The organism is Halopseudomonas sp. L-58, from assembly GCF_056859475.1.
Genome location: NZ_JBSXON010000062.1, coordinates 64,728 through 77,072, shown reverse-complemented (window position 1 = coordinate 77,072; position 12,345 = coordinate 64,728). Strand labels below are relative to the sequence as shown.

The window sequence follows — 12,345 nt, the reverse complement described above, 5'->3', positions numbered from 1 at the left end:
AGGGAAGATACTGCAGGAGGGGGAAATGGCGCAGCGGACGGGACTCGAACCCGCGACCCCCGGCGTGACAGGCCGGTATTCTAACCAACTGAACTACCGCTGCGCTATTCTTCTCGAGTGGTGGGTGATGACGGGATCGAACCGCCGACCCTCTGCTTGTAAGGCAGATGCTCTCCCAGCTGAGCTAATCACCCGTTTGCTCTCGAAGTGGTGCGCATTCTAGGGAGCTTTTTCGGTTCTGGCAACACCTTTTTTAAAAAAAATTCAGGTTATTTCAATATCTTATTTGGAGGCCGCGGAAACACTGGCTGCCGGCGGTCTGCTGGGGCAATATTGGCCGTTTTCTCGGGCAGCCCTGCCCACGGCAACAGAAGGACAGCACCCATGTGGTTTCGCAATCTGCTTATCTACCGTTTCAGCCAACCCGTCCCCTTCAGCGAATCCCAGCTGATTGAGGCCCTTGAGCAGAAGCCCTCGCGCCCCTGCGCCAGTCAGGAAACCCACACCCTCGGCTGGACCACGCCCTGGGGACGTCACTCGGAAAACCGTGTAGAAGTCAGCAACGGCTACTGGCTGATCGCAATGCGCAAGGAAGAACGCATTCTCCCGGGCAGCGTCGTCAAGGAGGCGCTGGCAGAGAAGGTCGAGGAAATCGAAAATCGTGATGCGCGCAAGGTGTACAAGAAAGAGCGCGACACACTGAAGGACGAGATCGTGATGTCCCTGCTGCCTCGGGCCTTCACCCGCACCCAGACCACCTTCGCCTGCATCTGTCCGGCTGAAGGCTGGATCGCGGTAGACAGCTCCAGTCACAAGCGCGCCGAAGACCTGCTCAGCCTGCTGCGCGAATGCACAGGTTCACTGCCGGTGCGGCCGCTAAACGTCAAGATCGCACCTGCCAGCTGCATGACCCAGTGGGTGAAAGACAACCAGGCGCCGGAACAACTGCAGATCGGCGACGAGTGTGAACTGCGCGACACCTCTGAGGACGGCGGCGTAGTTCGCTGCAAGCGTCAGGATCTGGCCAGCGACGAAATCCAGCTGCACCTGAGTACTGGCAAGCAGGTCAGCCAGCTGGCGCTGCAGTGGCAGGAAAAGCTCAGCTTTGTGCTTGATGACAAACTGACGCTCAAGCGCGTCAAGTTCGAAGACCTGCTGCGCGAGGAAGCGGACGACAACGCCGGCGATGACATGGCCAGTCAGCTGGATGCCAGCTTCACCATCATGGCCAGTACCCTCAGCGAGCTGCTGCCGGCACTCACCAATGCGCTGGGTGGCGAGGACATCCCGCAGGGTATCTGAACCCTCTCCCTCCCTTTGTCGCCCCCCCCTGTGCGGGGCGACACCCCCAGCCCTTGGGGCGTACATCAATCTATCCACAAAACCTGTGGATAACAGTGTGGACAGCCTGCCGAAAAGTCGCCTCAGGGTATATGGAACGGGGCCACCACTTAAAATGGTTATTTTTTAACCTATTTTTTTACCTTTAAAATCAATAGCTTACGATATGGCATGAGATTTCAGTGACTTACAGCGGCTTTTGACAAAGAGATGACAGGAGTCTCGCCGGCTGTGCACAATCAAAGGGCAGGAGCCCGCCTCCAGACCAGCTCCGATGCGCCATTTCAACGCATCGGCCCTGCCCCGAACCGCGGCAAATGATCGTCTGCAGACAGAGATGTCAGCCTTGATTGTCAAGCAGCCAGGCGGTTGCGTCGGCCGCTGCTGCGCTGCGCGGATAACCTCTCTGCACATAGCGCATCCGAGCCTTGGCGCGAGCCAGATCCCCCCGTTCCTGATCCAGTACGGCAAGATCGTATTCAGCCCGAGCCATACCCTCAAGGACAGCCTGTACCCGAGGCACCATCTCGGCCCGGTATCCCGACTGGGGATGGGCCCTGACAAACCCGGTCAGTGCGGCATGGGCCTCCCGACCGAGTTGCAGCTGCAGCTGGCTGTCACCGCGCGCGAGTTCGAAGCGGGCATAGGGAATCAACGCTGCCAGGTACGCGGCATAATCAGCCTCGCTGACGGCCTCGCCTTGCTGCCGGTAGCTGTCCACGAGAACCTGCGCCACATCGAGCCGGGCAAGGGTCAGGCACTGGTAGGCCGCCTCAAGCAGGACCGCCGGTTCCCCAAGAGACTGCACCTGCTGCGTGAGTGCGGTATCACATTGCCCCATCGCCAGTCGCGCCCGGACATCGGCCAGCGCCGCCTCCTGGCCCTGTGAGCGCACCTGATTGCCGGCGCAGCCCGTCAGGCTCAGTGCCAGAACAATCCAGCAGCCCATTCGAGTTGTCTTCATCGTTTTCATCTCTGTCATTGCAGTTGCACGCGCCAGCGCACCCAGCCGTCGGGATCAGCCCGGCCCAGCAGCTGCAGACCCGCAGCCAGATCCCGATCAGCATCGGCCCGGGCAAGTAGCCGGGTATCGAGTTTCAGCGGTTTGGTCGGTTGCCAGCGGGCGGTACCGGCCAGCCCCAGCGGGCCGCCATTATCTGCGAGACTCATCACCAGCCAGCCGTTTTCCGCCGCCAGATCGGCACCCAGGTTCCCGAGCGCTAGGGGGCTTGGTAGCCCGCCACCGGCATCCTGCCAGGCGATCCGCCCGCTAGCCTCGGTTACCTTGCGCAGATCCGCCAAGGTCAGCCGGGGTATATCCAGCAGCCAGTCTCCCTGCAACACAAACGGCGCCTTGTTCACCTGCGCCATACTGGCAGCGCTGAGGCGACCACGCACGCCTTCCAGCGACAGCCGGTCGACGGCCATACGCAATACCGCCTGTACCCTGCCGTCACGCGGCCGCCAATCCAGATCCAGTTCAAGCTCACCCGCCAACAGCCCCGCAGGCTGCCAACGCCACTCCAGGGCACCCTGATCAATGCCATCAACCTGCAGGCGCGCCAGGCTGCCGCGCCAGAGCGTACCGGTCAGCCCGTCCAGCTCAACCTTAACCGGCAGGTGGGGTTGTACCTGCCGCCAGACCAGCTGCGCCGGGAGATTGCTGATCAGCGTCGCAAGCAGGACCAGGCTTGCCAACAACCAGAGCCGTCGTCCTTTCAGCCAGCCCATCAGCGACGCTCCAGCAATAGACGTGCAGACACCTGACCGGCAGCCTGCTGGCCCTCGATCATCAGTTCACTGACCCGCAGCCCCTGCCGCAGCTCCAGCTCCGCGAGCCACCCCATGAGCGCATCAAAACCGACCGCGTCCATGATCAGCCGGGCACCCTCGCCTTCGGGTTGTACCCGGGTGAGCGCGGAGCGCAGGCCCGCCGCATTGGCCGAGACCTCGATCAGTGTCAGCACCGAGCCACCTGCTCCGGGCAGCGCCGGGGCACGCTGCTCCAGACGTGCCCGTCGACGCACGTCATCCGCCACCTGCTCCATCCAGACCGCCTCTGCCGACAATCTGGCGACGTCACTGCGCAGTGCACTGCGACCTTGCAGCAGCGGCTCCCAGACCGCGACCCAGGCGAGGATCAGGCCCAATGCCACTGCGCCCAACACGAGAATACGACGCTCCCTCGGCGCCAGCCCTGCCCACCATGCCTTCATGATCCGCTCCTGGTAATACGCAGCCGCGCGGTCACCGCGCCGCTGTCCGAATCGGCTCCGAGCAGGCTTTCGCTCATGCCTTCGGTCGCAGCCAGAGCCGCACGCAACTGTTCGAGATCGGCAAAGGTCGCGACCTGCAGGTCGACCTCCAGTTCATCACTGCCCGCGCGCACCTGTTTCACCTCAACACCCTGCTGCTGCGCCACCGCATGGTAAAGCGCATACAGCAACTGACCAGCGCCGGACTGATCGTCGCCGCCCGCAACATTCCCCAGCCGCTGACGGAACTGCATCACCGGGTCCAGCATGGGCTCGCCCGGCAAGGCGTCGGAAAAACTGCGATCGATACGCGCCTGCAGCAGAGTGCGCTGCTGCTCCAGCGCGATACGCTCAGCTGCCAGCACACCGATACCAAGCACCAGCACTGCCGCCAGCGCCAGCAGGGCCGGGCGCATGGCCCGCCACGGGGGCGGAGCCATGCTGACCGCATAGGGCCCGGACAGCAGATTGAAGTCGGCGGTCATCAGTACCGACGGCAGCGGCAAGGTAGCCTCGCTCCGGGTAACAATCACCCCCGTTGGCAACACCGATGCCAGCTCCGTCGCCTGAGCACCCGCCAGCTCGACACTGCGCTCGACCTCGGGCAGTTCAAGCAGGCGCTTGCGCAGCCACAGGGCAAGCATGCCCGTCTCCAGCAACACAGCCTCTGCGGCACTGTCACTGACCAGCCAGCGCGTGTCCTGCGGCAATGGGGAGGCCTGCACCCGCAACCCGGAGGCTGGCACCGCAGCAGGCGGCACAGCGGTTACCGGCGAAATGGCCTCCAGACGCAGGCCGGTGTCGGCAAAGCGCACCAGCCAGTCATCGAGCAGTTGCCGTTCAACCACCGCCGCACTGATACGCCCGTCGCTGCGGCGGGGCCCCATGACAATGTGCAGTTCATCCAGATCCTGGCTTAGCTGGTCTTCCAGGGCATAGGGCAACGCCGCCCTGAGTGCGGCCGCCCGTTGCGCAGGCAGGTTGGCGCGCACCAGATTGACGCCGTCAGCCAGCAGCGCCCTGACCCGCTCTCCCGGGTAGCGTCCCTGCAGCACGGCGAGCGTATCGCAGCCCTGATCCCGAATCTGCCCATCCCGTTCCAGACGCCACCAGTGCAGCGGCTGGTCGGGGTTGCTCAACAGCACTATCAGCATGCCTCGCTTCCTGTGGTCATTACGGCTCGCAAGCCGACTGTTCGCGCAACACGACTTTGCCATTGGGCGCGTCGAGCAGCGTACATTGATAGAAATTGCGCTCACCGAAGTGCGCAACAATCTGCAACCGCATGAACCACGGTGCATCATCGCCGGGCTGCGCACGGTCGCTGAACACCGCCTTGATCAGGTCACTGCTGCGCTCCACGTCAATCGGGCTCTGATCGGACGGGTAAGCGGTAACGTAGGGTGCCAGCGCCTGCCAGGCCTCGGCGCTCATACCGTTGACCGAGGCCAGCTCGGAGGCGACCAGCATGGTGCGGTTGGCCGACAGGCGCGGCGGGTCCTGCAATTGATAAATCGGATCATCGGTTTCGGGATTCATCCAGTCCGTGACGGCCAGCGCCAGCTGGCTGCCGGCGGGCATGACAACGCCTGAATCCTGAGCAACCCGGTCAACCAGCCGGGCAAACTCGGCCTGCATATCCTCATTACCAGACGCCAGCGCGTTGAGATTGAAACGGCAGCGCATGTTGTCCAGCGTTGCCTGCAGGCGTACCTGATCGACCTCAAACGGCAACACGGGTGACAGGCAGGTATCCCACATCAGCTCATCCGCACCTTCCACCTGCTCCAGCACCTGCAACACCATTTTCTCCGCACCCAGCGCAATCTCCCGCGACAGGTCACGCTCGAACACCGCGCTGCTGCGCCGAATATCCGCCTGACCGCGCATTGCCATGCCGACCGCCGCGGTGACCGCCAGGGCGACAATCAGCAACGCGGTAATCAGCGCCACACCCTGCTCTCTGCGTTTCATTGGCCCACCGCAATCAGGCGACGAATCACTCCCAGACGGGGGATGTCCAGCTGGACCTCGACCGCCAGCGGCAACTGGGTGGACTCGGGGTCGAGATCCGCTGGCGGCCAGCTGTCGAGCCGCTCCAATCCGCTGGCTCCCCGCACGATGAAACGGAAGCCGGTTTCGACCCCGAGACGCTCGTCTTCCGCCACCAGATCGGCAAAGGGCTGAAGACGCACACTGTCGGCATCGGCTACGTCCACACCGGGCCACAACTCCCGCTCCAGCCCGCGTTCGGTCAACCGCCAGGCGGTGCGACGCAGGCGTTGCTCGCCGCCGGCGCCCGCCCGCACGAGCTCCAGCAGCGGCTGCTCATTACCGGCCAGCAGGCGCAGCGGCGGCAGGCGATCGCCGAACTCGTCACGCACACGCACGTCTACCAGCTGGGCCAGATCCCGCTCCAGCACACTCAGACTGACCTGCAGATCCGCCAGCTGACCGGCATGCCCGCGACTGACCTCATTGGCCTCCAGCACGGCACGCAGGCCCTGATAGGCCACCACGCTCATGACCGCAAACAGCAGCATCGCCACCAGCAGCTCAAGCAGGGTAAAACCGCGCTGTGCGCTGACCGGCTTCATGGCAGTACAAACCCGCTGACTAGCGCACGCTGATCGCTTTCATCGCCGGGCAACAGCCATAGACGAATATCAATTCGCTTGACCGCCGGCAGCGGAAACGGCGAGATCGCGGTGTAATCGCTGATCCTGGCACGGTAGCCAAAACGGTAAGGCCCCATCCCGGTTTCCCCGTTCAACTCACCGTCGGTCGCCGGACGCATGCCTGATTCGTACTCGGCCAGCAGGTTGCTGCCGGCCCAATGGGCCAGGGTACGCTCCTGAAGATACGCCGTGTTGCGGGCATGATCGCTGCCCGCCTTGACCAGCGCCCCGAGCGCGACCGCCAGCACGGTCAACGCGACCAGAACTTCCAGCAGGGTAAAACCGCGACTGCTATGGACGTTCACTGAGCACCTCGATATGGCCGGTCAACTCAACCTGAATAAAGCGCTCCAGGCTATGCTCGCGTGCCCGCAGGACAATCAGGCCCGGCGTCATCTCGCCGGTGTTGCTCAGCCGCAGCTGAGGGGTCCAGACCCGGCTGGACGACAGGCTGCGGGGCTGATCGGCGGCTTCAAAATCCAGCTCGATCAGGCCCTCGGTCACCCGATGCGGGCCCAGCTGCGCGTCATTTACCGGCTGCCACTCGCGGGTGGCGTCATCAAGCAGGACCAGATCAAGCATGCTGTAGCTGTCGCGCCGAATCCCCAGCGCCCGCTCGCTGCCGCCACTGATCAGCAACTCGTCACGGGCCAGCTGCAGCACGGTTGCCAGGCGATCAGCCTCGCGGCGCAGTTCGCGCTCCGCCCCGTCACCCAGCGACAGCGTCGCCAGCCCCGCCATCACCCCGATCAGCACCAGAACAATCAGTACCTCAAACAGGGTGAAGCCGGTCTGGCGCGAAGGCGCAGATGGGTGACCAACTCGCATGACTGTCAGCGCTCGTCTTCTTGATCCAGATTCCAGTTGCCGATATCGGCGGCGCTGTCAGTGCCACCGCTGCGGCCGTCGGAGCCGAAGCTGTAGAGATCAAACAGGCGACCGTCGCGACCCGGGTTCTGGTACTGGTAGGCGTTGCCCCACGGATCCTGCTGCAGGCGATCCAGGTAGCCGCCCTTGCGCCAGTTGCGCGGCGCATTCTGGCCGGTGGGCTCCTGCACCAGGGCGCGCAGCCCCTGTTCGGTGGTCGGATAGCTGAAGTTATCCAGTCGATACAGATTCAGCGCACTTTCGATGGCACGAATGTCACTCTGCACCTTGGTGATACGTGCCTGGTCCGGCCGGTCCATGACCCGCGGTACCACCACCGCCGCCAGAATCCCGAGGATGACCACCACAACCATCACTTCAATCAGGGTAAAACCGCGCTGCGCAGCACGGCGTACGTGGTTATTGCTCATCATCAATTCACCAGTTGGTTGAGTTCAAAGATTGGCAGCAGAATCGCCAGTACAATCACCAGCACGACCGCGCCCATGGTCAGAATCAGCAGCGGCTCGAAAACACCCATCACCATCGCGATACGCGCCTCGAGCTCGCGCTCCTGGGTTTCCGCCGCCCGCTCCAGCATGTCGTCGAGGGTGCCGCTGCTTTCACCGCTCTTGATCAGGCTCAGGGTCATCGCCGGGAAATAGCCACTGCGCTCCAGCGCCAGCCCGACTCCGGCTCCCTCGCGCACACGCTGGGCCGCCTCGCTGACCGCCTCGCGCATCGGCAGGTTGGTGATCACACTGGCACTCATGTTCAACGCATCAAGCAGCGGCACACCGCTGGCGGCCAAAATGTTCAGGGTACGGGCAAAGCGCGCGGTGTTGAGACCGCGGGTCAGGCGGCCAATCAGCGGCAGCCGCAGCAGCAGATCATGCCAGCGCCGCTGATAGGCAGGCCGCTGCAACAGGGTGCGCAGGCCATAGCCCAACCCTCCAAGTATCAGCAGCATCAGCAGGCCCCAGTCGCGCAGGGTATCGCTGACCGCGATCAGCATGCGGGTCAGCAGCGGCAACTGCTGATTCATGCCGTCAAACACCTTGACCACCTCAGGCACTACATAGGTCAGCAGCGCTACCGTTACCAGCAGCGCGACGCAGGTCAGGATGGCGGGATAGAACATCGCCAGCTGGATTTTCTGGCGCATCGCGTTCTGCGCCTCTACGTTATCCGCCAGCCGCTCCAGCACCAGATCGAGCCGCCCCGCCTGCTCACCGGCGGCGATGGTGGTGCGGTAGATGACCGGGAACACCGAGGGAAACTCGCCGAGCGCATGGGCCAGCGGCAGACCTTCCATGACTCGCGTACGCACCGCTGTCAGCGCCGAGCGCACCTTGGGTGATTCACTCTGCCGCGCCACCGTGGCCAGCACTTCCTCAATCGGCAAACCGGCGCGCGCCAGGGTTGCCATCTGCCGGGTTGCCAGGGCGAGCTCCAGCGGCTTGATACGCTGCTGCAGCACCGGCATACGCAAAACCGCTGCCCGCTCAGCCACCTGGCTGACACTCATCGGCGTCAGCCCCTGCTCACGCAGCCGCCCGCGGACCTGACGGGGCGAATCCCCCTCCTCTACGCCCTTGCAGGTGCGGCCGCTGGCGTCCAGCGCGGTATATTCGAAGGCCGGCACGGTCAGTCCTCCCGGGTAACGCGCAGAACTTCTTCCAGCGTGGTGTCACCCGCCAGTATTCGCCGCATTCCGTCCTGTCGGATACCCGGTTGCGACAGCCGCGCATGGCGCACCATCGCCTGCTCACTGGCACCATCGTGGATCATGCCGCGCAGGGTGTCGTCGACCTCGATCAATTCGTATATCCCGGTGCGACCGCGATAACCGCTGCCGTTACAGGCAGGGCAACCGGTGGCGCGATACAGGGTCGGAGGCTGCTGCTCATCCACGCCCATCAGACGGCACTCGCTGCTGCTCGCCAGATGCGGCTCGCGGCAGTCCGGGCACAGGGTGCGCACCAGCCGCTGGGCGAGCACACCGTTGAGCGTGGACGACAGCAGAAACGGCTCGATTCCCATGTCACGCAAACGGGTAATGGCACCAATCGCCGTATTGGTGTGCAGGGTGGAAAACACCAGGTGACCGGTCAGACTGGCCTGAATGGCGATCTGAACGGTATCCACATCGCGAATCTCACCGACCATCACCACGTCAGGGTCCTGACGCAGGATTGCGCGCAGACCACGGGCAAACGTCATGTCGACCTTGTTGTTGATCTGGGTCTGGCCGATACCGTCGAGGTAATACTCGATGGGATCTTCGACGGTAAGAATGTTGCGGCTGCGATCATTGAGCCGCATCAGCGCCGAATACAGCGTGGTGGTCTTGCCCGAGCCGGTCGGCCCGGTCACCAGCACAATGCCATGCGGGCGGCTGATCACCCGCTCCATGGCCGCATAATGCTCCGGGCACATGCCCAGCTGACGCAGCTCAAGGCGCCCGGCCTGCTTGTCGAGCAGACGCAGCACCACCCGCTCGCCGTGGCCGGACGGCAAGGTCGAAACCCGCACGTCCACCGCCCGCCCGACCAGCCGCAGGCCGATCCGACCGTCCTGGGGCAGGCGTTTTTCAGCGATATCCAGCTTGGCCATGACCTTGATTCGCGAGACGATCACTGGCGCCAGTGCGCGCGGCGGCTCCAGCACCTCGCGCAATACACCGTCCACCCGCAGACGGATGGACAGGCGATTTTCAAAGGGTTCGATGTGAATATCCGACGCGTTTTCCTTGACCGCCTCGGACAGCAGCGCGTTGATCAACCGGATGATCGGCGCTTCATCCTGTGATTCGAGCAGATCCTCAGGCTCGGCCAGCGACTGAGCCACCGACAGCAGGTCGGCATCCTCACCCAGCCCTTCGACAAACTGCATGGCATCATTGGCCGAGCGTTCGTACCGGTCACGCAACCGGGCTGCAAAAGCGTCGTCGTCCAGCTCGATGGGCAACAACGGGCAACCGTGGCGGCGGCGCAACTCAAGCAGACCCTGCGGATCGCAATCGGCGCGTACAAAGACTTCCAGCTGGCCGTCCTCCCGCATGGCCCCTGTCAGTATCCCTACCCGCCGGGCGTAGCGATAACCGGTCTCGGCGGTTGGCGCGGCGACACTGCTTTGCTGCTCACTCATCGCCTACTCCCGGCCAGCGCTGGGCGGTGCACTGATGGCCGCCGGCGCCGGGGTACCCTGCATGGCGTTCTCGAACGGTGGCGGCAACGTCAGCAGGTAGTTCCAGTCCGGCAACACCGGAACACCCTCGCCGACATCCATCCGCCCATGGCGGTTCTGCTCGGCCACCTGGCGGTCACGAATATAGCTGTACTTGGCATGGGTCAGGCTTTCGGCAACCGCCGAGTCACGCACGATCACCGGGCGCAGGAAGACCATCAGATTGCGCTTCTGCAGCGAGGCGGTGTCGTAACGGAACAGCCGACCAAGCCCCGGAATATCGCCCAGCCCCGGCACCTTGTCGGCGGTCTCGACCATTTGATCGTCGATCAGGCCGCCGAGCACGATCATCTGGTTATCATCGACCATGACATGGGTAGTCAGGCTGCGCTTGTTGGTAATGATGTCTGCCGCACCGCTGGTGCCCGGTGCAATCTGCGAGACCTCCTGGGCAATTTCCAGACGCACCGCGTTGCCTTCGTTGATCTGCGGGCGGATCTTCAGTTTGATACCCACATCTTCACGCTGGATGGTATCGAACGCCTGCCCCGAATCCTCAACCGAGCGACCGACGATAAAAGGCACGTTCTGACCGACCACGATTTCGGCTTCCTCGTTGTCGAGGGTCAGCAGGCTTGGCGTCGAGAGAATATTGCTGGCCGTATCGCCCTGCAGTGCATTGACCAGCAGCGCAATCTGGGTGCTGCCGATGCTGCCGATGCCGCCCAGACTGAGGCCGCTACCCAGCGACGGCGGGCTGCTGACGTCCCCTTCGAGGAAGGCATTCACACCGGCCGCCAGATCCACAATGCTGTTGCCATTGCGATTGAAATTGATGATGCCGACTCCGGAGTCTTCACTGCCGAAGCCCCACTGCACGCCCAGCTCCTTGGCGCGGTCATAGGACACCTCGGCGATCACTGCCTCCACCAGAACCTGGGCCCGACGGATGTCGAGCTGACGAATGATGGACGACAACTCGCGGGACAGCTCCGCCGGCCCGTAGATGACGACCGCATTGGTACTCTCATGGGCCTCGATGCGAACACGGTTCTGCTCGGCCGTGTTGCTCGCAGTGGTATTGCCCGAGCTGGTTGAGGTGGTGCCGCTCTGGTGGCGCTCGCGCCCCTCGGCGATGCCGCGAAGCACCTCGGCCACTTCTTCGGCCTTGGCGTAACGCAGGTAATGCACCTGGGTGTTGCCCTGATCCCCTTCCACGTCCAGCCTGCGCACGACCGATCGCAGCGTCGCCCGTGCTTCGGGATCACCACGCAGAATCACCGAGTTGGTACGCTCATCCGCAATCAGCTTGGGACCGCGGGTAAACTCTTCCGCCGGTGCGTTGCTGTCGAGCCCCTGAACGATGCGCACCACGTCCAGTGCCGAGGCGTACTCCAGCGGCAGCACTTCGAAGTCTTCGGTCGACTCACGGTCCATGCGCGCAATCAACGCCTGAATACGGCGGACATTGGCTGCCGTATCGGCAATCACCAGACTGTTGGAGGCAGCCGCGGCAGCCAGATGCCCGCCCTTGGGCACCAGCGGCCGGAGGATACGCACCAGCTGGCCGGCATCCATATTGTTCACGGTAATCACTTCGGTGATGTATTCGTCGCCGGGCGTGTCCCCGGTCAGGCCTGCGACCTCATTCTCCTTGGCCTGCACCTCCGGCACGATGCGCACCATGCCGTCACTGCCGCGCACCGCCGCAAAGCCCTGCGACTTGAGCACCCCCAGAAACAGGTCGTACAGCTCCTCGCGCCGGATCGGCTGGCCGGAAACGACATTGACCTGCCCACGGACCCGCGGATCGACGATAAAGTTGATGCCGGTTTCCTGGCTGACAATCTCGATCAGGCCATTGATGTCCGCCTCGCGCAGATTCAGCACCAGGTCCTGGTCCCGTTCCGCCGTCTCCGTCGCTGACTGTGCCAACACCGGACTACCCACTACTCCCAGACTCAACGCCAGCGCCAGCGCCAGCCGTTGTTTGCGAAACTGCATCGGCATCAGTA

General features: G+C 63.4%; 13 protein-coding genes and 2 tRNA genes. 1 reads left to right on the top strand and 14 read right to left on the bottom strand.

From position 1 onward, the window contains the following. Positions 1-26 precede the first annotated feature (26 nt). Together AC13EY_RS10160 and AC13EY_RS10155 are read right to left on the bottom strand one after the other, a co-directional pair. Positions 27-103 (bottom strand) — tRNA-Asp (locus AC13EY_RS10160). Positions 104-118: 15 nt separating this feature from the next. After that, positions 119-194: transfer RNA gene (locus AC13EY_RS10155), tRNA-Val, on the bottom strand. 190 nt (positions 195-384) lie between these two features. Between AC13EY_RS10155 and rdgC the strand changes: the two genes are divergently transcribed. Next, positions 385-1,302 carry a recombination-associated protein RdgC gene (rdgC, locus tag AC13EY_RS10150; RefSeq protein WP_285677854.1) on the top strand — a complete coding sequence of 306 codons (918 nt, stop codon included), beginning with the start codon at positions 385-387 and terminating at the stop codon, positions 1,300-1,302. Between the two features lie 379 nt (positions 1,303-1,681). On the opposite strand, the gene bamD is transcribed toward rdgC, so the two are convergent. The 12 genes from bamD to gspD are packed head-to-tail and all read right to left on the bottom strand — an operon-like array spanning position 1,682 to position 12,340. Beyond that, positions 1,682-2,305 carry an outer membrane protein assembly factor BamD gene (bamD, locus tag AC13EY_RS10145; protein ID WP_233049288.1) on the bottom strand — a complete coding sequence of 208 codons (624 nt, stop codon included), beginning with the start codon at positions 2,303-2,305 and terminating at the stop codon, positions 1,682-1,684. Between the two features lie 14 nt (positions 2,306-2,319). Beyond that, positions 2,320-3,072: a type II secretion system protein N gene (locus tag AC13EY_RS10140; RefSeq protein WP_482876690.1), complete on the bottom strand. Its 753-nt coding sequence runs from the start codon at positions 3,070-3,072 to the stop codon at positions 2,320-2,322. Continuing rightward, positions 3,072-3,557: a type II secretion system protein M gene (gene gspM / locus AC13EY_RS10135; RefSeq protein WP_269687729.1), complete on the bottom strand. Its 486-nt coding sequence runs from the start codon at positions 3,555-3,557 to the stop codon at positions 3,072-3,074. Before gspM ends, AC13EY_RS10140 begins: the two co-directional genes overlap by 1 nt. After that, positions 3,554-4,750 (bottom strand): type II secretion system protein GspL, encoded by a 1,197-nt coding sequence (gene gspL / locus AC13EY_RS10130; RefSeq protein ID WP_482876688.1) that lies wholly within the window; start codon positions 4,748-4,750, stop codon positions 3,554-3,556. The genes gspM and gspL overlap by 4 nt, the downstream gene beginning before the upstream one ends. Positions 4,751-4,769: 19 nt before the next feature. Then, entirely contained in the window at positions 4,770-5,570 is an 801-nt protein-coding gene (locus AC13EY_RS10125) for a type II secretion system minor pseudopilin (RefSeq protein WP_335600622.1), read from the bottom strand. Beyond that, on the bottom strand, positions 5,567-6,193 hold the full coding sequence (gspJ, locus tag AC13EY_RS10120) for a type II secretion system minor pseudopilin GspJ (RefSeq protein WP_088276786.1): 627 nt from the start codon (positions 6,191-6,193) through the stop codon (positions 5,567-5,569). The genes AC13EY_RS10125 and gspJ overlap by 4 nt, the downstream gene beginning before the upstream one ends. After that, the gene (gene gspI, locus AC13EY_RS10115; RefSeq protein WP_088276788.1) at positions 6,190-6,579 is read right to left on the bottom strand and encodes a type II secretion system minor pseudopilin GspI; all 390 of its coding nucleotides are present in this window, start codon (positions 6,577-6,579) and stop codon (positions 6,190-6,192) included. The genes gspJ and gspI overlap by 4 nt, the downstream gene beginning before the upstream one ends. Continuing rightward, positions 6,566-7,102, bottom strand: a complete 537-nt coding sequence (gene gspH / locus AC13EY_RS10110) for a type II secretion system minor pseudopilin GspH (protein WP_228246290.1) — start codon at positions 7,100-7,102, stop codon at positions 6,566-6,568. Before gspH ends, gspI begins: the two co-directional genes overlap by 14 nt. A gap of 5 nt (positions 7,103-7,107) precedes the next feature. After that, positions 7,108-7,575 carry a type II secretion system major pseudopilin GspG gene (gene gspG / locus AC13EY_RS10105; RefSeq protein WP_233049283.1) on the bottom strand — a complete coding sequence of 156 codons (468 nt, stop codon included), beginning with the start codon at positions 7,573-7,575 and terminating at the stop codon, positions 7,108-7,110. Continuing rightward, positions 7,575-8,786, bottom strand: coding sequence for a type II secretion system inner membrane protein GspF (gene gspF / locus AC13EY_RS10100; RefSeq protein WP_285677860.1), 1,212 nt, complete (start codon positions 8,784-8,786; stop codon positions 7,575-7,577). The genes gspG and gspF overlap by 1 nt, the downstream gene beginning before the upstream one ends. Positions 8,787-8,788: 2 nt before the next feature. Further along, positions 8,789-10,291, bottom strand: coding sequence for a type II secretion system ATPase GspE (gene gspE / locus AC13EY_RS10095; RefSeq protein ID WP_269687733.1), 1,503 nt, complete (start codon positions 10,289-10,291; stop codon positions 8,789-8,791). Positions 10,292-10,294: 3 nt separating this feature from the next. After that, positions 10,295-12,340, bottom strand: coding sequence for a type II secretion system secretin GspD (gspD, locus tag AC13EY_RS10090; RefSeq protein WP_482876684.1), 2,046 nt, complete (start codon positions 12,338-12,340; stop codon positions 10,295-10,297). Positions 12,341-12,345: the final 5 nt, after the last annotated feature.

Coding starts and splice junctions, on each gene's coding strand:
- rdgC (WP_285677854.1), top strand. CDS start 385: ATGTGGTTTCGCAATCTGCTTATCTACCGTTTCAGCCAACCCGTCCCC.
- bamD (WP_233049288.1), bottom strand. CDS start 2,305: ATGAAGACAACTCGAATGGGCTGCTGGATTGTTCTGGCACTGAGCCTG.
- AC13EY_RS10140 (WP_482876690.1), bottom strand. CDS start 3,072: ATGGGCTGGCTGAAAGGACGACGGCTCTGGTTGTTGGCAAGCCTGGTC.
- gspM (WP_269687729.1), bottom strand. CDS start 3,557: ATGAAGGCATGGTGGGCAGGGCTGGCGCCGAGGGAGCGTCGTATTCTC.
- gspL (WP_482876688.1), bottom strand. CDS start 4,750: ATGCTGATAGTGCTGTTGAGCAACCCCGACCAGCCGCTGCACTGGTGG.
- AC13EY_RS10125 (WP_335600622.1), bottom strand. CDS start 5,570: ATGAAACGCAGAGAGCAGGGTGTGGCGCTGATTACCGCGTTGCTGATT.
- gspJ (WP_088276786.1), bottom strand. CDS start 6,193: ATGAAGCCGGTCAGCGCACAGCGCGGTTTTACCCTGCTTGAGCTGCTG.
- gspH (WP_228246290.1), bottom strand. CDS start 7,102: ATGCGAGTTGGTCACCCATCTGCGCCTTCGCGCCAGACCGGCTTCACC.
- gspG (WP_233049283.1), bottom strand. CDS start 7,575: ATGATGAGCAATAACCACGTACGCCGTGCTGCGCAGCGCGGTTTTACC.
- gspE (WP_269687733.1), bottom strand. CDS start 10,291: ATGAGTGAGCAGCAAAGCAGTGTCGCCGCGCCAACCGCCGAGACCGGT.
- gspD (WP_482876684.1), bottom strand. CDS start 12,340: ATGCCGATGCAGTTTCGCAAACAACGGCTGGCGCTGGCGCTGGCGTTG.